This is a genomic window from Enterovibrio sp. FF113, assembly GCF_041439165.1.
GTDB lineage: Bacteria > Pseudomonadota > Gammaproteobacteria > Enterobacterales > Vibrionaceae > Enterovibrio > Enterovibrio norvegicus_A.
The window spans coordinates 1-22,864 of sequence record NZ_JBGONO010000026.1; the positions used below are offsets into that span (position 1 = coordinate 1).

Here is a 22,864-nt window from a genome sequence, read left to right on the forward strand (position 1 = left end):
ATGGTAGTGTGGGGTCTCCCCATGTGAGAGTAGGACATCGCCAGGCTTCAAATTCGTTTTCATCTTTTTAATACAAAGATGAAAACAAAAAGAAAAACAAAAGGCCACCCGATAGGGTGGCCTTTTTGCGTTTTTAATTTTTTCCCTCGAAGGGAATGATATCCCTTCGTATCTTTGAGATTTTGCTCGTAGACATGAATGTAACGTTTATTACTTCAGCTGGTGTTAATGTCTGACATGTAAAATAAAGGGAGTTAACAGATACAGGGGGCTCAAATGAATAAAACACTATCAATAATCGTATTGCTACTGTCTATCTCTGGCTGCTCAAACGTTATTCTTGAAATGACGGAACAACAAGATTGGGTTGCAGTAGCTCAACATGATGTTGAGTTTGGTAAAAAGCAGAGAACCGATGATAACTTGGAGGAGCTTGGCGCTATTAGTTCTGAGGCAAAAGAAGAGTATGTAGACGCATATCTCGCACATGTGAATTTTTATTGTGAGCCAAGAAAGGGTTATCTCGCTGGTCGTATTGGGAAGCCTAGAAATGATGTGTGCTTTACTACGCCTAATGGGTGGATGTATGAGCAAAGTTGGCTGTCCGGAAGAACATCAGAGCGACTCTAGGTATTGATAAAAGACCAGCTAATGCTGGTCTTTTTAGATGAATTTAATACTTAGTTGTTAGCATGCAACTCTGCATTCAATTCTACTGCCGACTTATTCGTCAGACATTCGATCTTGCCAGTCAGCGAGTTTCGACGGAATAACAAATCTGATTTACCTGCTAAGTCACGTGCTTTCACGGTTTCCACTTCAGCACCGCCTGCATCCAGCATCGATACTTTAGTACCAGCAGTAACATACAAGCCAGATTCGATAGTACAGCGATTCCCAAGAGGGAAGCCTAGACCTGCGTTAGCACCCAGAAGGCTATTCTCGCCAATAGAGATGACTAACTGACCGCCACCACTCAATGTACCCATAATAGAAGCGCCACCACCGATGTCGCTGCCATTTCCTACCATGACACCAGCAGAAATACGGCCTTCAACCATGCTCACACCTTCAGTGCCAGCATTGAAATTGATGAAACCTTCATGCATTACAGTTGTGCCTTCGCCTACATGTGCGCCCAGGCGTACGCGCGCCGTATCGGCAATGCGAACACCCGCTGGAACCACGTAGTCGACCATTTTAGGAAACTTATCGACGCAATCTACGGTCAGTGTTTCACCCGCTAAACGTGCTTCTATTTGGCGTTCAGCCAGTTCAGGTAGATCGATAGGCCCTTGGTTGGTCCATGCAATGTTGTGCAGCAAGCCAAAAATGCCATCCAAAACGATAGTATGAGGCTTTGCCAGTCGCTGAGAGATGAGTTGCAGTTTCAAGAAACCTTCTGCAACACTGGCCGGTTTTTCATCGTTTGCAAGAATAACCAAAACCAATGGTTGGTTAGATGTTGCTGCTTTCGCGGCAAAACTTGCTGCTAGTTGATGGTCTGCTTCGGAAAATGCTGCTGAAATAGCATCACACTGAGACGCTTCTACGTTGAAAAACTGGTTACCTTCTTCGTATTTAACGACGTCAGCCAGAGCAACTATTAACGAATCTGACGGGTTGAGGGTTGGGGTTGGGAAAAATGCTTCAATGATTTTTCCGTCTTTATTTTTAGTTGCGGTGCCAAGCGCCAGAGCAAAACTTGCCATGATGAGAAGGTCTCCTTGTCTCTTTTCTGATCGCTGCATGAAACAGAGATCACTCAATATTGTGAATGCTGGAGACATCTTAAAGTGAAGGGAGACAAGATTGAAGGGCGAAGAATTAGATTCTTTCAGAAAACAGTACTTAGTGGAGGTTTCTCGACAATTAGACCGAAAACAGGTCTCAAAACAAAATAAAAAACGCCCCGATATCGGAGCGTCTTAGAAGATTATGCCGCTTCAGCGTCATCTTCTTTGGCCAGTTCAACTTTCTTCTTTGTCGGCTTTGGTGTTGGCTTGCGCTTTGCTCCCAAAGCACACAAAACGTCTTCGCGGTTTTGTGCCAAAAAGAGAGATAACTCTTCACGTTGCGCTTCATCTGCCGCAGCGCCACTTTTACCTAAAAGTTCGAATAGCTCATCAGCCATGTCGAGCATTTTGTCGTACGCATCAGCTTCCGCTTTAGAGGTAAAAGTCATCTTCTCTTCTCCATTGCGTTCAACCACATATTTGACGATAACGGCCACGGTTAACCCCTCATTAATTGTCTACTGTCTGTTTATACAGTAGAGTAAATGTATGTGTCTAGTTTAACCGTGATTAGTGTGATGACATTAGAAAAATTCTCAGATATTTATTATCGCGCAGCGACAAGAAAAGGCAGCAATAGTGCTTTGGAACAACGCTTGTCGTATCCAAAACCTACTGAGGATTTGTTGAAAATCCCCGATGACCGTTGGTTGGCGATGTTCAGTCAGAAGATTTTCCAATCTGGTATGAACTGGCAAGTAGTGAGAAATAAATGGCCAGGATTTGAGGAGGTTTTCTGGGGGTTCGATATCGAAAAGATGTGTTTGATCCCGCCTGAAATGTGGGAAAAAAAAGCCACGAATCCTGCCATTATTCGCCACCTTGGAAAAGTGATGACGATTCCTCACAACGCCCAGATGATTCAGCATGCCAGCAGAGATCGTGGGAGTTTTTCTCAATTTATAGCTGATTGGCCAAGTGCCGACATTATAGGTCTATGGGCTTATCTGAAAAAACAAGGTAATCGATTAGGGGGAAACACGGGTCCCTATTCCCTTAGACTGATGGGAAAAGACACATTTATTTTATCTGGTGATGTTGAAGCTTACCTGCGAGCGCATAATATCATTGATGGTGGGCGTGATACTAGCAAATCTTTGCAAGCCGCTCAGGATGCGTTTAACTTTTGGCATGCTGAAAGTGGCCGTCCTTTCTGCCAAATAAGCCAAATCATCGCATTCAGTGTGGGCGATAACAGCAACTAACGCTGGTATATTAACCTGAAATCTGCCAGTTGGTACTGAAGGTGATAAATTGGTTGAGTAGGGGAGATAGGTGTTTGTCTTTATGACGGACGAGCCAGTACTGACGTCTGAGGTCTAACGGTATATCAAGTAAGTGTAAACGGTTGTTAGACACAGCATGTCGAGCTGCGAGTTTTGATAAATAGGCGAGCCCTAATCCCGCGGCAGCACAGTTAATGATCGCTTCTGTGGTTCTGAGCTCAAAAGCAATGTTCCAATGTTCGAGTCGCGGTGCCATGCGTGAGAGAAAATGCTCCCGCGTCCCTGAACCCGTTTCACGTAGAATCCATGGATGCTCTTCAAGATCAAACAGTGTTAGCGTACTCTCTTGCACCAATGGATGATCCACTGCACAAGCGATACACATCTCATCTGACAGCCATGGTTCCATCAGTAAATCAGTATTATTGAGAAGATGCTTATTCTCTCCCTGCCCTTCAATTAATCCGATATCCAGTTCAAACGCCATCAGTCCATGAATAATTGTCTGACTGTTAGAAATCATTAATTCTTGATCGACATGATTGCTTTGATTGCGAAAGTCTCGTAGCAGGAAAGGTACCAATTGATTGCCAATGGTATCGCTAGCACCTATGCGTAAATGACCACTAAGTTCCCCTGTCGTATCCAATACTTTTATGATTTCATCGCTGCGCGTTAGTAACTCATCAGCAAGAGGCAAAAGGCGTTTACCGTGCTCGTTGATCAATAGGCGATTATTGACACGTTCAAAAAGGTTATGCCCGATCTGTTTTTCAAGTTCGGAGATCGCCATGCTCACCGCTGGCTTTGAGAGGAAAAGTAATGCGGATGCCGCAGTGATGGTTTTTTCCTGCGCGACAGCAACGAAAACTTGTAATTGACGTAAAGAAACAGACATAAAGTTAAGCTTAGTTGAAAGTGGGTTTAAATATATTCAGATATACTAAAACACAATGCCGTTCTATCATAATTTATATGTTTTTCTTCTAAAGACGTGATAGAGCGATGCGCAGACATTTAAATCTTCTTCCTACCCCCATGGCCGGTTTGGCGCTGGCAATAGCAAGTCTTGGGTGGAGCTGGGAAAATGCAGGTAACTTTAACGGAACGGCGCAATATATTGGAGCTGCTATTGGCGGCGTCATGCTGTTACTCATCGCATCCAAGTTTCTATTGAGTCCTAAGAACCTCTGGGCAGATCTGCAGCACCCAGTTGTAGGCAGTGTCGTCCCTACTTTTGCAATGGGTGTAATGATTGTCTCAAGTGCATTGGGGAAGTGGTCTCCTATGGCCGGCGACACCTTGTGGGTGTTTGCCGTTGCTATGCACTTGACCTTTCTCACCTCTTTTGTGTATCACCGAGCAAAGAGTTTCTCATTGAGTCACATGGTGCCAAGTTGGTTTGTACCACCGGTAGGTCTTGTTGTTGCCGATGTCGCCTTCTCGGGTAATCCTGCGTTGCGCCCGGTGGCTGATGCAATTTTGATCTTTGGTTTATTATCTTATGCCGTCTTGTTGCCGATGATGATCTACCGTTTGATCTTCTGTGGTGAAGTACCTGATGGAGCAAAACCAACGATTGCCATCATGGCAGCGCCAGCTAGTCTGTCGTTAGCGGGTTATCTCACCGTCAGTCAATCACCTTCGCCTGTGATTGTTGCAGTGCTACTCGGGATCGCGCTGCTGATGACCGCGGTAATTTATGTGTCATTCGCGTATTTGATGCGATTGCCATTTTCGCCAGGTTTTGCGGCATTTACCTTCCCCATGGTCATCGGTGCGACAGCACTTTATAAAACAGCGACGTGGATGCAATCGATAGGAATGGCACCTGAGTACGTTAACCAGATATCAGTGATTGCACTTATTGAGTTGGTCGTAGCAACCGTTGTTGTCGGCTATGTCTCTTTGCATTATCGCCGCTTTATTTCCTTGCAGTGGAAACAACCTGTTGCTGCATAAAAACTAAGTCTGCAAAAAAAGCTCGCAAATTTGCGGGCTTTTTTCAACTTTCCGCTCACGCTTAACGGCCTGAAATTGCACTCTTGAAAGCATTCCGCCACAATCTCTCCATTCGAGTTCTCAAGAGTTCTGCACTGTGTTTACTGTCTACCATTCCAACCAATTAGATCTATTGAAAAGCTTGCTGGTAGCTATTGTTCAACAAAAACCGTTGGATAATCCTTTCCAGAAAGAAATTATCTTGGTGCAAAGTCCAGGGATGGCACAGTGGCTTAAGTTGGAGATGGCCAAAGAGCAGGGCATCGTGGCAAACGTAGAATTTCCTTTGCCTGCTACTTTCATTTGGCAGATGTTTACCCACATTTTGGATGGCGTTCCTCAGCGAAGCTTTTTTAATAAAGAAGCGATGACGTGGAAGTTAATGAAAGTGCTACCTGCCATGCTCGATGAGCCCGATTTCGCAGAACTCAAACGCTACCTCGAAGACGATATCGACCAACAAAAGCTCTACCAACTTGCTGGTAAGATTGCCGATATCTATGACCAATATCTGGTGTACCGTCCTGAATGGATTAAAGCGTGGGAAAATGAAAAGCCAGTACCAGAGCTTGAAGAAGAAAAAAACTGGCAGCCTTTACTTTGGCAGGCTCTCTACGATTACACGTTGCAGCAAGGCCAATCACCATTTCACCGCGCTAATCTGTATGAGGAGTTCATCGATACACTCTCTTCTCATTCTTCCAAACCCGAGGGGCTGGCGGGTATTGAGCGCGTATTTGTATTCGGCATCTCAGCCCTGCCTCCGCGTTATCTGGATGCGCTGAAAGCCTTGGGGCAGCATGTTGATGTGCATTACATGTTTACTAACCCTTGTCGCTATTTCTGGGGGGATATTCGCGATAAACGCTATCTGGCGAAACGAGCCGCGGCAATGGATAGCCGTATTAGCCGCACAAACGGTGACGATGAACCCGCTCAATTCTCATTGCCGTTAGGCGGCGAAGATGATGCTGCAGAAATTGGCAATAGTCTGCTGGCTTCCATGGGTAAGCTCGGTCGTGATAATTTACTGTTGATATCAGAGCTTCAATGTCACGAAGTGGATCAGGGGTTTGTCGACATTCCACGCCACAGCTTATTGCAGCAAATCCAAGCTGATATTCTCGATTTGATTGAGCCGGGTAATGTTCTAGAAACCCTAACCAGTCAGAGCAAGCAGGAGATTTCGCCAGACGATCGCTCAGTCACAATAGAAGTTTGCCACAGCCCAATGCGAGAAGTGGAAGTCTTGCACGATCGCTTACTGGATATGCTGGAATCCGATCCCTCTCTCACTCCTCGCGATATCGTGGTCATGGTTGCCGATATTAACGCCTACAGCCCTGCTATCCAGTCTGTGTTCGGGAATGCACCCGGTGAACGCTACATTCCTTTTTCGATATCGGATCGTAGCGCCGATCAGGAAAGCCCAATTCTCACCACCTTCTTGCGTTTACTGGGCTTGCCAGACAGTCGTTGCAGCGCGGCAGAGTTATTAGAAATCCTCGAGGTTCCATCAGTGCTTCGCCGCTTTGGTTTTGATCACCGACAATTTGAGAAGGTGAAATTCTGGGTTGAAGAGGCGGGGATACGCTGGGGGTTAGATGATCAAACAGCTACACATTTTTCGCTGCCTGATCAGCATCAAAATACGTGGCAGTTTGGGCTCAATCGAATGTTATTGGGTTATGCGATGCCAAGTGAAAAAGGCTTGTATAACGATGTACTTGCCTATGACGAGGTACAGGGCCTAGAGGCCGATGTTGCGGGTAAGCTCGGCGAGTTTTTCCGCGTATTGAATGCGGCGCAAACCGCACTGACGCAAACCAAGATTGGTGAGGACTGGGTTCAGACACTTACGGCTTTGTTTGACGACATGTTTGCTCTTGATACAGATGAAGAATTGGCAGGCCGTCTGATCCGTGATCAACTTGATAACTGGCTCACCCAGCTCGATGATGCCGGTTTTAGCCAGACATTGTCGTTGGCTATTGTGCGCGATTATTTGAAAGAAAAACTCGGTGGTGAGCGAGTTAGTCAGCGCTTTTTGGCAGGTCAGGTTAACTTTTGTACCTTGATGCCAATGCGCTCCATTCCGTTCAACGTTGTGTGTCTATTGGGCATGAACGATGGCGATTATCCTCGTACTATTGCACCAGTCGGATTTGATCTTATGGCAGGCCGCACGCGAGCGGGTGATCGCTCTCGTCGTGATGATGACCGTTACCTGTTTCTGGAAGCACTGCAATCGGCACAGCAGCGTTTATACATAAGCTATGTGGGTCGTTCGGTGCAGGATAATTCTGAGAAAGTGCCTTCAGTGTTGATCAGCGAGCTACTCGACTATTGCCGACAAGGTTACTGCTTACAAGGTGACACTGCTCTTCCTGAGTTTGAGTCAGGGGAAAAGCTGCTTAGTTGCTTGGTTCATAACAATCCACTTGTACCATTTAGTCGTGTGGCGTTTAGCAGTGAAAGACAAAGCTATGCTGCCGAATGGCTGCCTGCAGCCAAAGGCGAAGGAAAGTTGGCAGCTTCTTTTCTTGGCGAACAGGCATTGACTGCAGAAAGCGAAGCGGACTTCGGGATTGTTGAACTGGCCGAATTACAGCGCTTTTGGCGTTTGCCAGTGCAATATTTTTTCAATCGCCGTTTGAAAGTCTTTTTTGAAGCGCCAAGCGGAGCAATGGAAGATGTCGAGCCGTTCGCATTAGACAACCTGCAACGTTATCAACTGCGTGATGCTTTGCTCTCACACGTCATCGAGCATGATGACAGTGAAGAATCACTTAATCGTTTCTTTCAACTGCAAAAAGCCAGTGGTGCCTTGCCACTCAGCCACTTTGGCGAGCTGACGCTTGAAAGTGAGCAAGCAGGCATTCTTGCCATGTACGAAAGGCTGAAGCCGTATTTTTCAGAACGCCGCCAACCGCTTGAAATCAATTTGTCGATACCTACATCGCGAGGCACCGTCTTGTTGCAAGGTTGGCTAGATGAGCGCTATCGCGTAGGACGTGTTTTGTTCCGCAGCGGAAAAGTCCGTGCTCGAGACAGATTGGCAGCGTGGATTGATCATCTGTGCCAATGCGCAGCAGGGGATATGACCGAGACGCGTTTTATTGGTGTTGATGAAGAAGTCATCCTCACGCCAATCCCTGCCGCTGATGCTGTCGCGTATTTGACGTTTTATTTAGAACAATATGATGAAGGCACAGAGCGACCGATGGCGTATTTGCCCAACACTGCGCTGGCCGGGTTATTGGCCTGCATCGACAAAAAAGGCAATTGGTCAGACGATGATGTGGTGCGAGATAAAGCCAAGATTAAAATGCGCGCAGCATTTGATGGCGGCTATATAACAACAGGCGAGGGCGAGAACGCCTATGTCAGACGTGTATGGCCTCAGGCCAGTGACCAATTATTGGATGACGTTTTGGCGTGGGGGGAAAACGTGCTGCTACCTGCGCTGAATGCAGAAAAAAAAGAAGACTAACAGCGGTTTTGTCAGTCTTCTCTCAATGCAGCACAGTGATCTGTGCTGCTTGTTTGCAAAGAATGGCTACGAAGTAATGTTGAACTTTGCGAGTTGATTACGACCAGTCTCACTCAGTGACTTGACCTTGTCGCTAAGCACTAGCGTTTCTTCGCTGGCATCGCGGTTGGTATGTGAAATATCACTAACACTCACCACACTCCGTGCAACTTCCAATGATGCACTGGCTTGTTGTGAGGTGGAAGTGGCGACAGCGGTATTTAACTGTTCCAAGTCGTTGATAAGATCTGCCAGAGCAGACAATTGCGACTGTGCTTGACGCGCCTGCTCTAGACTCTGCGCAGTTTTGTCTGTACCACTGCTCATGATCTTCGCCGCTATCTGAGCGCGTTCTTGCAACTTCTCAATGATGGCGTTGATTTGCGTGGTCGACTCTTTAGTCGAATGAGCCAACTTTCTTACTTCATCAGCAACCACCGCAAAACCACGGCCTGCGCTGCCTGCTCTAGCGGCTTCAATAGCGGCATTCAAAGCCAACAAATTGGTTTGCTCTGAAATATCATTGATAACAGTGACCACATCGCTGATCTGGTCGCTCGAAGCGGCAAGCTCACGAATGTTACGCTCAGCATCAATCACATCACGGTTAACCTCTTCAAACTTGCCAAGAGACGTTGAGAGTGCCTTTTCCGCTTCACCCACCAGCATTCGTGAATGACGAGTACTGTCTTGTGCCGTCAGCGTGCTGGACTCTACGTCTTTGATGGCAGAAGACATCTCTTCCATAGCACTTGCGACTAAATCTAACTCCTGGCTTTGACTACGGATGCCATCTGTCGATCGAGTAGCCAGTTGCTCCATCGTTTTGCTGTCGCAATCAAGCTCGTGAAGCGTGGTATCCACGTTAGAGAGCAGAGTTTGAAGTTGTTGACAGGCATCGTTTAGGTTTTGCGCCATCTCTCCTAGTTCATCGCCACTATTTACGTCGGCCCTTGCGGTGAGGTCGCCTTTCGCAACAGCCCCTAACGCACGCTGAATTTCACGAATAGCTTTCAACAGCATACGGGAAAGTACTGTCGCCAATAGAATCAATACCATGGTGAAGGACAGCGCGAGTAATGCAGATTTACTCGCCTCCTTCCAAACTAATGCTTCAAGGTCATCAATATAGATGCCCGTGCCAATCAGAAGGCCCCACGGCGCATGGCGTTTTACGGCGCTGACTTTTTCAATGCCGGTATTGCTGCCAGGTTTGGCAAACCAATAACTGCTAAATCCACCAACTGCAGGTTGAGCCGCTTGCCTCATATCGCGTAACACCGCGGATCTATTGCTGTCGCGGAATGTATTGAAATCACGTCCGATCCAGCTCTTCGCACCAGCTAACATGGTGCCATTGTTATCAACAACGAAATAGTAGCCATCAGTACCAAATCGCAAGGGCTGTAGCGCCGCCATTGCATTGCTTAGCCCTTTTTCTGAGGCATCTTTTTGATAATTGTTGTCGATGATTTGCCAAGCAATATCAATGGTCTGCTTAAGATTGCTCTTTCTCTCCTCGAGTAGGTCATTATGTAGGCTTCGGACTTGGAAAGCGGTGAGAAGGGTAATGCTAATCACTGAAAGGCAGACAATAAGCAGTAACTTATGTTTTACGGAAAGATTCGCAACAAATTTCATACTAGAGATACTCAGCTTTTTAGTGTGCTGTAACAACTTTGAAACAAGAAGGGTCGCCTAATTTGAGGGGGGTATCAATAGCTATTCATACGCTGAAACATGTAATACTGAGAGTCTGGTCGCATACATATTTTTCTTCGCGTTTTATGTCTAAGTTTTAAAGCGTGAAGTGTCAATAAAGTCTGCGTAGGCATTTCAATTACATTCGGTCCCAGACTTGATAAAATCCAGCTATTCATCTCAAGTGAGCCGACATTGCATGGCAATTCAACCTCTTCATCCCATGACCTTTCCGCTTTTTGGTCAGCGACTGATCGAAGCCTCTGCGGGGACCGGTAAAACCTTTACCATCGCGGGCTTGTACCTGCGGTTACTTTTGGGGCATGGCACTGAAGCGTCGGCACATGAGGTGCCACTGACGGTCGAAAAAATTCTGGTGGTGACGTTTACTGAAGCGGCAACGCAGGAGCTAAGAGATCGCATCCGTGCGCGTATTCACGAAGCAAGATTGGCATTCAGTCGGGGTGAAAGTCGCGATCCGGTCATTCAGCCATTGCTTGATGAAGTAAGTGATCACAAGCACGCTGAGCAGCTACTGCTGCAAGCGGAACGCCAAATGGATGAAGCTGCGATATACACGATTCATGGTTTTTGTCAGCGTATGCTGACGCAAAATGCGTTTGAATCCGGTAGCTTGTTTAGCAATGAATTCATCACCGATGAGTCGGCATTGCGAGAGCGTGCTGTCTCTGATTTCTGGCGTCGTCAGTTTTATCCCTTGCCGAAATCCTTGGCGGGGGTAGTGCGAAGCTATTGGGCGTCTCCACTCTCATTGTTGGGCGATGTTGGTGTGTATTTGTCGGGACCTCTGGTCAGCATTCAAGCGCCCGAGATGCCCGATGATTTAGAACAGTTGCACAAAGATAATCTAGCGCGCATTGAGGGTGTGAAATCGCAGTGGTGCGCTGCTGCGCCTGACTTAGAAGCGTTGATTTCGTCATCGGGCGTTGATAAACGCAGCTATAGCAAACGATCACTGCCAAATTGGCTAGAAGAAGTCGGTATCTGGGCTCAGGTCCCAACGATAAACTACGATTTTCCGACCAATCTACCTCGCTTCGCCGCATCCATCTTGAGTGAAAAAACCAAGAAAGGGGAAGTGCCCACACACACCGTTTTTGATGCCATTGATACGTTGTTGGCTTCTCCGCCGACACTCAAAGATGCGCTAACGGCACATGCCATTCGAGAAGTGCGAATTCTACTCGCGCAGGAAAAACGCCGTTTTGGCTGGTTATCGTTTGATGATTTGCTCTCTCAGTTGTCAGAAGCACTGAGTCAAGACAGTGAACGCGTGCTTGCAGGGCGGATCCGCACTTTGTTCCCTGTCGCTATGATTGATGAATTTCAAGATACGGATCCTCAGCAGTACCATATTTTTAGCGATATTTATGCTGATGCGCCACAGTGCGGTTTGTTTATGATTGGCGATCCGAAACAAGCAATTTATGCATTTCGTGGTGCGGATATCTTTACCTATATTCATGCACGTAGACAGATCACCGAACACTACAATCTTGGCATCAATTGGCGTTCAACGGCTGACATGGTGGCAGCGGTAAATCGTGTTTTCTCCTATGCTGACGCACCGTTTATTTACGAAGGTGATATCCCGTTTACGCCGGTTGATCATGCTCCAGGAGCAGAAGAAAGACATTGGCAATACGATGGCGCACAACAAGCAGCCTTAACCTTCTGGTTGCCGGATGACCGGGAATTGGTCAGCAAGAATGATTATCAATCGACGATGGCGATTGCTACCGCGAGCAGTATTCGAGAGATACTGACGGCGGGTAACGAGGAGCGTGCGCATTTTTGTAAAGGTGAGAGTCAAAAAGCCATTCACGCGGGTGACATTGCCATTCTTGTGAGGACAGGTAGCGAAGCGGCGAAAGTTAAGCAAGCGCTGGCGAGACAGGGCATTGCATCGGTCTACTTGTCCAATCGCAACAGTGTGTTTTCCAGCGCCTTAGCGACCGATCTGCAGCGGCTTTTGGCTGGGGTGTTATCACCCGATAATGAGCGTGCACTTCGCGCGGCGCTCGCCAGTGGCTTATTTGCATTAACCGCAGAAGAGCTCGATGCCTTGAATCATGATGAAAAATCGTGGGAGCGGGCCGTTATCGAATTCGCCACCTACCAGTCAGTGTGGTTTTCACGCGGCATCTTACCTATGTTGCGTCAGGTTATGCAGCGTCGCGGTATCGCAGAGCGTTTATTGCTTGAAGACGAAGGCGAGCGAGCATTGACTGACTTATTGCACCTCGGCGAATTACTCCAACAAGCGAGCCAAACCCTAGATAGCCACCATGCGCTGATCCGCTGGCTTGCTGATCATATCGACAATCCCAATGGCAACAGCGAAGAGCAACAGGTGCGTTTGGAATCTGAACGTGATTTGGTTCAAATCGTCACCATCCATAAATCCAAAGGCTTGGAATATGATTTGGTGTATTTGCCCTTTGCGTGCAATTTCAGGCCGTCAGACAGGCCGTTTTTCCACGACGAAGACAATACGCCGACCTTGGCATTGTCCAACCCAGAACCTGCGATTGAGCAAGCAGATAAAGAGCGTCTCGCTGAAGATCTGCGTTTGATTTACGTGGCATTGACCCGCGCTGTTTATGGTTGCTTTATTGGGTTAGCACCGCTGAAAGACGGACGTAAATCAACAGGGGATACTGGGCTGCACAACTCTGCGCTGGGGTATTTGATTCAAAAAGGCGAAGCAGGGGATGCTGATGCGCTTCACGCGGCTGTGATTGATCTTGTCAAAGACCAACATCAATGCACCGTTACCTCGCCACCAAGCGATGCCAGCGGAAAATTCGCGGCACAGGACGCGGTTGATGAGGCCATTGCTGCGCGAAAACTCAAAGGGACGATAAGACGCGATTGGCGCTTAACCAGTTATTCCGGTTTGGTTAAGCAAGGGCACAGCTCTGCGCTACCCGATTTACCTGCGTTTGATATTGATGCTGCCGACGAGCAAAGCGATGAGCATGAACCTATTGACCAGTTTGGATCGATCTTCCAATTCCCACGAGGTGCACGCCCCGGTACGTTTTTGCATACTTTATTTGAAAATGTTGATTTCGGCGAAGATATGTACAGCGAAGAAGTGGCGGAGATGATCCGTCATGCGTTGGCGATGGAAAACTACGACGAAGCTTGGGTGCCTGTTTTGCAGCGCTTGCTGACCGATGTTGTAGCGCAATCGCTTGGCGAGCAAGGACTTACGCTGTCGCAAATTGACGCGCCAGCACGGCTAACAGAAATGGAGTTCGTGATGCCCGTTGAGCGTCTTCAATGTGGTCGCGTCAATCGCCTGATCCAAGCGCACGATCCGCTTTCTGCTAAGGCTTCTGAGCTTGGGTTTGATACGGCAAGTGGCATGCTAAAAGGTTTTATCGACTTGGTGTTTTGTTGGCAGGGACGTTATTACGTACTCGATTGGAAATCGAATTACCTTGGTGATACGCCCGCGGATTACACCGAAGCGGCGCTGAGTCAGGCAATGGTTGATCATAGATATGATTTTCAGTACCAGATTTATTCGTTGGCATTACATCGATTCTTGCGTCAGCGGATACCGGATTATGATTTTGAACGCCATTTTGGCGGCGTTTATTACTTATTTGTGCGTGGCATTGAAGCCGATACGCGCCATGGCATTTTCTACACCAAACCTTCTTATTCTCTGATTGACGGATTGGACATGCTTTTTACCGATGGAGAGAGCGCTGATGGCGATGAGTGAGATGCTTCAGACGCTTTATAAGCGTGGCGTTATTCGGGCGATCGATCGTCAATTTGCGCTGTTTATTGCGGATCAGCTCAATGATACCAATACGAAAATTGCAGGTTGGGCGGCTTTGGTCAGTTTCGAGCTGGGCAAAGGCAATGTGTGCATTGATCTCGCCGCTATCGATCCAACAAGACTGTTTGACTTACCTGCGGCCGATTCTGCTCGCGTTGCTGCACTTCTCGAACCAGAACATGCACTGACATTGGTTGAGCAAAGTCCTGTTGTCGGTAAGGGCGATATTCCTACGCCACTCGTGATGGATGGTTCTAGACTCTACCTTCACCGTTATTGGCTGGCAGAGCAGCGCGTGGTGGCGGAGATCAGCAAACGCGTTAAGACGATTGAATTACCTGGTGAAACACGCCAGCTTCTTGATAACTTGTTCGTGCCGGATATTGGCTATTTGAAAGAGCAATTTGCATTGTGGCCTGACGCAGAACAGCCACAAAAGCTGGTGGATTTTTTTGATGTTGTTGAGTCAAATCGCGTTGATACCCAAGCATTGATCACGCTGATTTCATCCGGTGCCAGTCATGAAGCAATATTGTCTGCAGTGCCAGAGTCGGCTCGACTCAATTGGCAAAAGGTCGCTGCTGCCGTGGCACTCAGTTATCGCTTTACAGTGATTTCAGGTGGTCCGGGTACAGGAAAAACCACGACAGTGGCTAAATTACTCGCCGCGCTTGTTAGCAGCAGTGACAAAGCATCAGGGCTGGATATCAAGCTGGTGGCACCAACAGGAAAAGCGGCAAACCGACTTACAGAGTCAATCGGAAACGCGGTTGCTGCATTGCCAGTAGATGCTAGTATTCGTGAAAGAATTCCGGTGCAAGCGTCCACCATTCACCGTCTGTTGGGGGCCATTCCGAACCGCGTTGAGTTTCGTCATCACGAGGGTAATCGACTCCACCTTGATGTGCTGGTGGTCGATGAAGCATCAATGGTTGATTTACCGCTAATGGCGCGATTACTTTCAGCACTGCCCGATCATGCGCGTGTTATCTTGCTTGGCGATCGCGATCAACTCGCCTCGGTCGAGGCCGGAGCGGTATTAGGTGATATTTGTGATGGCGCTGATGCGGGTTACAGTCCATCGCGCGCAAATCAATTATCAGCACTCACTGGATTCGAACTGCAAGGGCATGAGAATGTACCCGCCGTGTCCGATGGGGTTTGTCTGCTCAAGAAAAGCTATCGTTTTCACGCACGATCGGGTGTTGGTCAATTAGCTAACGCGATTAATGCTGGGGATCCGAAGCAATTAGAAAAGGTGTTGATGCAGGGCTTTGCCGATATCGCATTGCATGATTTAGACGGTGATGTATACGGTCATGCGATTACGCAGGCGGTAGAAGGATATAGTGCCTACCTCCGTGCACTATTAGCAGGAGAAGATCATCGACAGATACTGCGCTTGTTTTCTGATGTGCGCCTATTGTGCGCGTTGGCGGATGGGCCGTTTGGCGTGAAAGGACTGAACAGTGCGATTGAGAAAGCCTTGTCAGCAAAACGCCTTATTGCTCCCGGAGAAGAAGCTTTCTATTCCGGTCGACCGGTTATGGTGATTCAAAATGACCATGGCTTAGGTCTTTATAACGGTGACATTGGCATTGTGGTTAAGCAAGAGGATGGTTTACGAGTGGTGTTTGAAATGTCTGATGGCACCGTGAGAGCTTTCTTACCGAGTCGCTTACCTGAGCATCAAACCGCGTATGCGATGACTATCCATAAATCTCAAGGTTCGGAGTTCAATCACACGCTGTTGGTGTTGCCACCAACGCCAACACCCGTCATGACACGAGAGTTGGTATATACCGGCGTGACACGGGCAAAGTCGAGGTTAGATGTTTACGCAACCCGCGCCAGTTTGGCGCGGGCAGTAAGAAGGAAAACGCAGCGCTTTAGTGGGTTGGCAGACGCATTACGTGCCCGTTAAGATCTAGGGTTAGTACCTTAGAACGGCGTTGCAGATTGTAAAGCTCCTGCTTGGCATCAGGGAGCGCACTCACATCTGCTTCGGCAAAACCGTGTTCGCGGAACCAGTGAATACTGCGTGTCGTGAGCACGAAAATGGTTTTAAGCCCATCTTGCAATGCTTGTTGCATGATGTATTGCAACAAGCGCGTACCGCGCTCGCTGTCACGATATTCTGGTTGCACGGCAACACAGGCCATCTCAGCACTCTTTGATTCAGGGTAGGCGTAAAGGGCTGCACAACCGATGATACGATCGTCACGTTCAATGACGGTAAAGCGAGGGATTTCTTGTTCGAGTTGCTCCCGTGAGCGCCGAACCAAAATGCCTTGTTCTTCCAGCGGACGAATGAGATCTAAAATACCGCCAATATCATTAATGGTCGCCTGGCGGATTTGCTCGGCACTTTCCGTGACAATTTGGGTGCCAATCCCTTCAATCGAGAATAATTCTTGGATTAAGGAACCATCGACTTTGTAGCTCAGAAGGTGGCTTCTTGGCACGCCAGAGCGACAGGCGGCGACCGCACCACGCAAAAAGCGGACAGTGCCTGACTGAATGTCTCCCGCCTGTTCGCGCTGGTGTAGAATTTCTTCAACCTGATGCGGGAAAAGCTCAGACAATACATTGCCGTTCGGGCCTATCACACCTTGCAATGAACAGAATCCGATTAATTTGTCGGCATTGAGACGAATTGCAAGTTGGGTCGCAATTTCTTCTGAGGTGAGATTAAAGCACTCTCCGGTAACAGAGCTTGCGACGGGGCCGAGTAAGACGATCGCACGCTGATCGAGCTGGCGGTGAATGCCTTCAATGTCGATCCGGCGGATCCGGCCGCTATGACAATAATCAATGCCTTCATCGACGCCTAGAGGCTGTGCGATGACAAAGTTACCGCTCACGACGTTGATTTGCGCACCAGCCATTGGTGTATTATTCAGGCTCATTGAGAGGCGAGCGGTGATGTCTAGCTGCAACTGCCCAGCAGCCTGTTTGACGACTTCCAGCGAAGCGGAGTCTGTCACCCTTACACCATTGTGATAGGGCGTTTCTAGCCCTTGCTTGTCTAAAAGCTGGCTAATTTGAGGGCGCGCGCCATAAACCAGAACAAGGCGCAGACCTAAGCTGTTGAGAAGCGCAATATCGTTGACGATATTACCAAAGTTGTTATCCGCGATCGCTTCACCGCCCAGCATGATGACGATGGTTTTATTTTGGTGTGCATTGACATAAGGCGCAGATTGCCTAAATCCTTTTACAAGTGCTGTACTACGAAGTTTCAACACCTTACTCCATTATTATGATTTTATATGCTTTAATATTGACTAAATATTCCATGTTTGGCAAGGGGGGTGATATACCTTCAAACTATTGATGCCCGCCTTTATCGGCAGTTCGAGAGTTTTTATAATAAAATGGTTAATAAACAAATCCTTTTCTTCTCTCTGGTGAGACTTTATTTGTGAGCATTGTTGGACAATCTATCGCGCTCTTTGTTCTACTGATTGGCGGATTGGTCGGTTTTTTGGTTGCGAATGACGTGCCGATTTTTACCGAAGTTGATCAAACTGTCATTTATGGCGAGTGGGTTGAACAAGGGGTGGCACCCTATGCTGCGGACAAATTTGAAGTTCGTAAAGACGGTATATATACGAAAGGCGCTCGCACCACAAGCCACTATGAATTCACGGGCCGTAAGTTGATTTATACCGTCGGTAACCATACGTATTTGTATGTTATGGAAGATGACAAAACACTACAAAGAGAAAAACCGTATCACTACAGTACACCTTTCATCAAGGTACGCTGATACGGAGACAGAGTTATTGCAACTTAATAATTTGCTGGCAACACGCTGAGTAATTCAGTCACGGGTGTTAATCCCAAAGCGACGCGTCGAATGCGATCGGCGACATCATCATTTCCGCCTAAACAGCGTCGAATACTGGAGTTGATCATTTCTTTGCTGCTGCCGTCACTGGCGAGTGTTCGAATCCACTGGTATTCGATCGATTCGGGATCTAGCAGTGTTTTACGACCTATTTTCAATTCCATCTCGTACTCCCTTACGAAATCAATGTTTAATTTTTAAGACACTTTCATTACGGATGATTAGAACCAATTTTGATTACAGTAATGTGACAAAATGTTGCAAGCTGAATGGTGTTGGATATGGATCGCATTCTAAAGGGCACTATCGGTAAGGGTTTTACGGGTTTCATTTGCAGAAAATCTGTGCATCTGTCACCCTCTTTTGATTGTTTTATCTATCAGGATTAACCGTGAATCGCGCACTCTGTGTTGTTGGCATTTCTATACTTTTAGCCGCATGTGCTCGTCCTACTGATCGTGGGCAGCAATATATTGATGGACGCTTTGATGAGGTGCTCAACCCGATTGAGTCAGTCGCGTCTGATCAGCCAAAAGATTACAGTCTGTTTCCTGCTCAACTGGAAAAAGTGGAGTCACTTTCACCTTCATTGTCTAAACCCAATCAGCCGCTTTATGACAGTGTTAAAGCTTGGCTCAATGAAAGTGGTGAACCAACAGCATTGACTGATTATGGTATTCAGCTAGAACAGATGGGCGGTGGCGATGGCTTCGGCAATGTTATGTTCACTGGCTATTTTTCGCCTGTGATTGAGATGCGCCATCAGCCAGATGTTTTATTTCGCTATCCTGTTTATGCCATGCCTACTTGCGGCGAGTCGTGTCCAACGCGCGAAGAAATCTATAATGGTGCTCTTGAGGGTTTAGGACTTGAACTGGGCTACAGTGCATCACTCATTGATAATTTCATTATGGAAGTACAAGGCAGTGGCTTTATCCATTTTGGTGATACCGATCAATTGGAGTACTTCGCCTACGGTGGGAAAAACGGTCATCCCTATGTCAGCATCGGTAAAGTGCTTATCGAGCGTGGAGAAGTATCGCGAGAGAAAATGTCACTGAAAGCCATTAAAGATTGGGTAGAAGCGAACGATGAGGCCAGTGTGACTGAACTTCTCAATCAAAACCCTTCCTATGTGTTTTTCTTGCCAAGAGCGGCTGCCCCCGTCTCTGGTACCGCAGGTATTCCGTTGTTAGCGGGTGCGTCTGTTGCGGCTGACCGTGAGTACTTACCAATGGGGAGTGTGCTACTGGCCGAGGTGCCTCAGCTTGATAAAGAAGGCAATTGGAATGGTCAGCATGTGCTGAAGCTTCTGATGGCATTGGATACAGGCGGAGCAGTGAAGAAAAATCACCTCGATCTTTATCATGGTACTGGTGAAGACGCTGGCATTAAAGCTGGGCATCACAAGCATTTTGGTCGTGTTTGGAAGCTAACTAAGCCGCTTACGGTTGAATCGTTATCTGTTAAGTCTCAATAAAACACTTAGTTGAAATGGGGCTGGCGTAAGCAATAAAAAAGGCGAGAGTATCTTATACTCTCGCCTTTTTTGATCGTGTAAGCCGTCTTATTTAAGCAGACCTGCTTCTTTGTAGTACTTTGCTGCGCCAGGGTGAAGAGGTGCAGACAGGCCGTCTGCAATCATTTCTTCTTTTTTCAGGTTTGCGAACGCTGGGTGCAGACGACGGAAATCGTCAAAGTTCTCGAACACAGCTTTCGTTACGTGGTAGATAACTTCTTCAGGTACTTCAGTAGAAGAAACGAAGGTCGCACCTACACCAAAGGTTGCTGTGTCAGCGTCGTTACCGCGGTACATGCCGCCAGGAATAGTCGCCGAACGGTAGTAATCGTTATCGCTAACCAACTTCTGAGCCGCCGCATTGTTTACTTCTACGATGACGCTGTCACATGCAGTGGTAGCTTCTTGGATTGCGCCACTTGGGTGACCCACGGTGTAAACCATGGCATCGATTTTGTTATCACAAAGCGCTTTAGATTGCTCTGCCGCTTTCAACTCGGAAACTTGTTTAAAGTCATCCATTGTCCAACCCATTTCGGTCATCAGCACTTCGATAGTACCGCGCTGACCTGAACCTGGGTTACCGATGTTTACACGTTTGCCCTTCAAGTCATCAAACGTTTTGATGCCTGAGTCAGCGCGTGCAACCACTGTGAACGGTTCTGGGTGAACAGAGAACACGGCACGAAGGTTTTTGTATGGACCTTGTTCAGTGAATTTGCTGCTACCGTTGTATGCATGGAACTGCCAGTCTGATTGGGCGATACCCATGTCAAGCTCGCCAGCGCGAATGGTGTTGATGTTGTAGATTGAACCGCCAGTTGATTCAACTGAACAACGGATGCCGTGCTCTTTTTTCGATTTGTTGACCAGACGACAAATTGCACCACCAGTTGGGTAGTACACACCAGTGACACCGCCAGTCCCGATTGTTACAAACTGGTTAGCCTGTGCAGGCACGGCGGTTAAAGCAGCTGCAAAGCTCATTGCGGCCAGTGTTGGTTTTAACGCTTTCATGCTTTATTTTCCTTGTCTACGATGTGATTGCTATCGCGGTGCGAGTCCGCTTGTTGTAAAACTGTAACTCCGCTGTAAGATTAAATTATCTGACAGTTGCATTTTAGATCGCAAGAGATATACCTCACGATTCAAAGCTACGAAAGATATTTTTCCTTAAATCTTCCACAGAGTTGATATATAAACCCATGTTTTGAGACAAAACCGTGATTTGCTGGACAAGCTCTGCATTGTTATCCGCATACTGTCCTATTAAATTCATTAGATTATTTTCAAATCCGACCCGAACATCGCCACTCAATGACATTGCTGCACTTAAGCATTGATGCTCATTCTGTCCAAATGCACATGTTGCCCATGAAATACCCTCATCAGACAAACGTTTAATGTCAAAATCGAGCAGATCACGGGGGGCTGACAACATGTCTTTTTTGTACTTTCCTAGTACCAATAGTAGGTGATGTCCGACATTTGGCAAAACCTTGTCATTAACCATCTGAAAGTAAAGGGACAAATCCGCAGCATCATACAAAATGTATTGCACATAGATTTGTCGTTCGGCAAGTTCAAAAAAGAAGCGGCTGGCTTCTTTTTCAAAGCTCGCATTCGGGCGGAGTTCTCGAAGAGCAAGAGAGACAGCTTCGGGATCTGTGCCTCTGACCAATGCCATTTGTTCGCTAGGTTGATACTGGCCTATTGCCTCGGTGGTCTGTTGGATAACTAGCCGGGAATCAAAACGCGCCCGTATTTCTGTTAACCACTCACGGTTCAGCCCCACATCTAATGAATGCTTTCCATGTGCGTCTCGCACGTGCATGTGCGCCATGGCGGCGCCGGCATCAGCGCATTGCGCTAAACATGTGCTCATTTCATCAACAGTTAGGGGGAGTTGGCTGTGTGCATCCTTGCCCCGTCGCGCCCCGTTTGGCGCGACAATAATCGTTCTTCCTGTTTGCACGATATATCCTTATGAGAAGACATTGTCCATGGTGGTGCAGAGTCGGCGTACCAGTTCGTCCATTTCTTGCTCGGAGATAATGAAGGGAGGCGCCAAGAGAATGTGATGTCCGTTAATGCCATCCAGTGTGCCAGCCATGGGATAGCACATTAGTCCTTGTTCCATTGCTATTTTCTTCACCTGCTGGTGGAGAGAACGTTCTGGAGAAAAGGGGCTTTTGCTGACTCTGTCTTGCACCAGTTCTAGACCAAGGAACAAGCCCCGCCCTCGAATATCACCGACAAATGGGTGCGTTCCTAATTTTTGCTGTAACTGTTTGACTAAGTATTGACCCTTTTCGGTCACTTCTGCCAGCGTCCCTGATTCTAACGCATCCAAGGTAGCGCAGGCTGCTGCACAGGCCAAAGGATGAGCCATGAAGGTGTGTCCATGTTGAAAGTATCCCGAGCCATGCGAGATGGCGTCGTAGATTTTGCTGTGGATCATAACGGCACCAATGGGTTGATAACCTGCAGCCAATCCTTTTGCTAGCGTCACGAGATCAGGAATAATATCTTCTTGTTCATATGCATAGTAGGTGCCCGTACGACCACACCCGCACATCACTTCGTCAAGGATCAAAAGTACGCCATATTTGTCGCAGATCTCTCGAATTCGTTTGAAGTAACCTTTTTCAGCGACCAAAGCACCTGCCGTTGCACCGACAACGGGTTCTGCTACAAATGCGATCACGGTTTCTGGCCCGACAGCTAATAACCTTTCCTCGAGTTCGTTGGCGACACGTTGTCCATATTCGAAATGGGTTTCATCCTCTTTTTTATCACGATAGGCGTAACAAGGCGCGATAAGCTCACCGTTTTGTAGCAGTGGTGCGAAGGGCTCTTTTCGCCACATGTTCCCACCTACGCCTAGCGCCCCTAGCGTATTGCCATGATAGCTCTGACGTCTTGCGATAAAACGAGTGCGAGACATCTCGCCTTTTTCAATAAAATATTGTCGCGCCATTTTGAGGGCCGACTCTACCGCCTCCGACCCTCCACTCACGAAGTACACGTGGTTTAGCGGACCAGGCGCTTTGTCAGCTAATCGTTCAGCCAGCTGTTCTGCAACCGGAGAGCTAAAAAATCCAGTATGAGCATATGGAATGGTGTGCAGTTGGTGCTGGATGGCATTTAATACGCCTTGATGGCTGTGCCCGAGGCAAGAGACTGCCGCACCTCCGCAGCCATCGAGATATTGTTTTCCGTTAGCATCAAGAAGAAACACTCCCTCCCCGCCAGAAACTAAAGGAGGGTTTGAGTGACAGTGCCGTTGCAGTATGTGAGTCATTGTGTTTATTTCGCCGCATTTTAGATGAAGTTGAGCCGTTTACTCACTTCAGTATTAGCGGGTTGGAAATTGTACGGCAAACGATATAAATTCAGAGGGTATGCTAAAAATT

General features: G+C 47.5%; 17 protein-coding genes. 8 read left to right on the forward strand and 9 right to left on the reverse strand.

Annotated elements, in window-relative coordinates:
* Nucleotides 1–276: 276 nt before the first annotated feature.
* On the forward strand, nt 277–630 hold the full coding sequence (locus ACED36_RS18285) for a DUF2799 domain-containing protein (protein ID WP_016959374.1): 354 nt from the start codon (nt 277–279) through the stop codon (nt 628–630).
* Nucleotides 631–680: 50 nt separating this feature from the next.
* Here ACED36_RS18285 and dapD read toward each other — a convergent pair whose 3' ends face one another.
* Nucleotides 681–1,712 carry a 2,3,4,5-tetrahydropyridine-2,6-dicarboxylate N-succinyltransferase gene (dapD, locus tag ACED36_RS18290; RefSeq protein WP_016959375.1) on the reverse strand — a complete coding sequence of 344 codons (1,032 nt, stop codon included), beginning with the start codon at nt 1,710–1,712 and terminating at the stop codon, nt 681–683.
* 224 nt (nt 1,713–1,936) lie between these two features.
* On the reverse strand, nt 1,937–2,233 hold the full coding sequence (locus ACED36_RS18295; RefSeq protein WP_016959376.1) for a YebG family protein: 297 nt from the start codon (nt 2,231–2,233) through the stop codon (nt 1,937–1,939).
* An 81-nt stretch (nt 2,234–2,314) separates the two neighbouring features.
* On the opposite strand from ACED36_RS18295, the gene ACED36_RS18300 reads away from it, so the two are divergent.
* Complete coding sequence (locus ACED36_RS18300) at nt 2,315–3,001, forward strand: DNA-3-methyladenine glycosylase I (protein ID WP_029486317.1); 687 nt, start codon at nt 2,315–2,317, stop codon at nt 2,999–3,001.
* A gap of 10 nt (nt 3,002–3,011) precedes the next feature.
* Here ACED36_RS18300 and ACED36_RS18305 read toward each other — a convergent pair whose 3' ends face one another.
* A complete protein-coding gene (locus ACED36_RS18305) occupies nt 3,012–3,920 on the reverse strand; it encodes a LysR substrate-binding domain-containing protein (RefSeq protein ID WP_016959378.1) in 909 nt (302 codons plus the stop codon).
* 140 nt (nt 3,921–4,060) lie between these two features.
* Between ACED36_RS18305 and ACED36_RS18310 the strand changes: the two genes are divergently transcribed.
* Both ACED36_RS18310 and recC read left to right on the forward strand, forming a co-directional pair.
* The gene (locus tag ACED36_RS18310; protein ID WP_016959379.1) at nt 4,061–4,984 is read left to right on the forward strand and encodes a TDT family transporter; all 924 of its coding nucleotides are present in this window, start codon (nt 4,061–4,063) and stop codon (nt 4,982–4,984) included.
* Nucleotides 4,985–5,120: 136 nt separating this feature from the next.
* The gene (recC, locus tag ACED36_RS18315) at nt 5,121–8,516 is read left to right on the forward strand and encodes an exodeoxyribonuclease V subunit gamma (RefSeq protein WP_016959380.1); all 3,396 of its coding nucleotides are present in this window, start codon (nt 5,121–5,123) and stop codon (nt 8,514–8,516) included.
* 66 nt (nt 8,517–8,582) lie between these two features.
* On the opposite strand, the gene ACED36_RS18320 is transcribed toward recC, so the two are convergent.
* Nucleotides 8,583–10,196, reverse strand: a complete 1,614-nt coding sequence (locus ACED36_RS18320; RefSeq protein ID WP_016959381.1) for a methyl-accepting chemotaxis protein — start codon at nt 10,194–10,196, stop codon at nt 8,583–8,585.
* Nucleotides 10,197–10,455: 259 nt separating this feature from the next.
* Between ACED36_RS18320 and recB the strand changes: the two genes are divergently transcribed.
* Together recB and recD are read left to right on the forward strand one after the other, a co-directional pair.
* Entirely contained in the window at nt 10,456–14,016 is a 3,561-nt protein-coding gene (recB, locus tag ACED36_RS18325) for an exodeoxyribonuclease V subunit beta (RefSeq protein ID WP_371733662.1), read from the forward strand.
* Nucleotides 14,003–16,000: an exodeoxyribonuclease V subunit alpha gene (gene recD / locus ACED36_RS18330; RefSeq protein ID WP_016959383.1), complete on the forward strand. Its 1,998-nt coding sequence runs from the start codon at nt 14,003–14,005 to the stop codon at nt 15,998–16,000. The genes recB and recD overlap by 14 nt, the downstream gene beginning before the upstream one ends.
* Here recD and argA read toward each other — a convergent pair.
* On the reverse strand, nt 15,966–17,321 hold the full coding sequence (argA, locus tag ACED36_RS18335) for an amino-acid N-acetyltransferase (RefSeq protein ID WP_026024370.1): 1,356 nt from the start codon (nt 17,319–17,321) through the stop codon (nt 15,966–15,968). The genes recD and argA overlap by 35 nt on opposite strands.
* Before the next feature lie 179 nt (nt 17,322–17,500).
* Between argA and ACED36_RS18340 the strand changes: the two genes are divergently transcribed.
* On the forward strand, nt 17,501–17,848 hold the full coding sequence (locus ACED36_RS18340) for a DUF2850 domain-containing protein (protein ID WP_016959385.1): 348 nt from the start codon (nt 17,501–17,503) through the stop codon (nt 17,846–17,848).
* A gap of 23 nt (nt 17,849–17,871) precedes the next feature.
* On the opposite strand, the gene ACED36_RS18345 is transcribed toward ACED36_RS18340, so the two are convergent.
* Nucleotides 17,872–18,093: a hypothetical protein gene (locus ACED36_RS18345; RefSeq protein WP_016959386.1), complete on the reverse strand. Its 222-nt coding sequence runs from the start codon at nt 18,091–18,093 to the stop codon at nt 17,872–17,874.
* A 227-nt stretch (nt 18,094–18,320) separates the two neighbouring features.
* Here ACED36_RS18345 and mltA point away from each other — a divergent pair, with 227 nt between their 5' ends.
* Nucleotides 18,321–19,409 carry a murein transglycosylase A gene (gene mltA / locus ACED36_RS18350; protein ID WP_016959387.1) on the forward strand — a complete coding sequence of 363 codons (1,089 nt, stop codon included), beginning with the start codon at nt 18,321–18,323 and terminating at the stop codon, nt 19,407–19,409.
* Nucleotides 19,410–19,496: 87 nt separating this feature from the next.
* On the opposite strand, the gene ACED36_RS18355 is transcribed toward mltA, so the two are convergent.
* The 3 genes from ACED36_RS18355 to ACED36_RS18365 all read right to left on the reverse strand — a co-directional run bounded on the left by ACED36_RS18355 (nt 19,497) and on the right by ACED36_RS18365 (nt 22,752).
* Nucleotides 19,497–20,465: a TAXI family TRAP transporter solute-binding subunit gene (locus ACED36_RS18355; protein ID WP_016959388.1), complete on the reverse strand. Its 969-nt coding sequence runs from the start codon at nt 20,463–20,465 to the stop codon at nt 19,497–19,499.
* Nucleotides 20,466–20,589: 124 nt separating this feature from the next.
* Nucleotides 20,590–21,423, reverse strand: coding sequence for a 3-keto-5-aminohexanoate cleavage protein (locus ACED36_RS18360; RefSeq protein WP_016959389.1), 834 nt, complete (start codon nt 21,421–21,423; stop codon nt 20,590–20,592).
* A gap of 9 nt (nt 21,424–21,432) precedes the next feature.
* Nucleotides 21,433–22,752: an aspartate aminotransferase family protein gene (locus ACED36_RS18365; protein ID WP_026024371.1), complete on the reverse strand. Its 1,320-nt coding sequence runs from the start codon at nt 22,750–22,752 to the stop codon at nt 21,433–21,435.
* Between the last annotated feature and the right edge of the window lie 112 nt (nt 22,753–22,864).

Coding starts and splice junctions, on each gene's coding strand:
- ACED36_RS18285 (WP_016959374.1), top strand. CDS start 277: ATGAATAAAACACTATCAATAATCGTATTGCTACTGTCTATCTCTGGC.
- dapD (WP_016959375.1), bottom strand. CDS start 1,712: ATGGCAAGTTTTGCTCTGGCGCTTGGCACCGCAACTAAAAATAAAGAC.
- ACED36_RS18300 (WP_029486317.1), top strand. CDS start 2,315: ATGACATTAGAAAAATTCTCAGATATTTATTATCGCGCAGCGACAAGA.
- ACED36_RS18305 (WP_016959378.1), bottom strand. CDS start 3,920: ATGTCTGTTTCTTTACGTCAATTACAAGTTTTCGTTGCTGTCGCGCAG.
- ACED36_RS18310 (WP_016959379.1), top strand. CDS start 4,061: ATGGCCGGTTTGGCGCTGGCAATAGCAAGTCTTGGGTGGAGCTGGGAA.
- ACED36_RS18320 (WP_016959381.1), bottom strand. CDS start 10,196: ATGAAATTTGTTGCGAATCTTTCCGTAAAACATAAGTTACTGCTTATT.
- recB (WP_371733662.1), top strand. CDS start 10,456: ATGGCAATTCAACCTCTTCATCCCATGACCTTTCCGCTTTTTGGTCAG.
- recD (WP_016959383.1), top strand. CDS start 14,003: ATGGCGATGAGTGAGATGCTTCAGACGCTTTATAAGCGTGGCGTTATT.
- ACED36_RS18345 (WP_016959386.1), bottom strand. CDS start 18,093: ATGGAATTGAAAATAGGTCGTAAAACACTGCTAGATCCCGAATCGATC.
- ACED36_RS18355 (WP_016959388.1), bottom strand. CDS start 20,465: ATGAAAGCGTTAAAACCAACACTGGCCGCAATGAGCTTTGCAGCTGCT.
- ACED36_RS18365 (WP_026024371.1), bottom strand. CDS start 22,752: ATGACTCACATACTGCAACGGCACTGTCACTCAAACCCTCCTTTAGTT.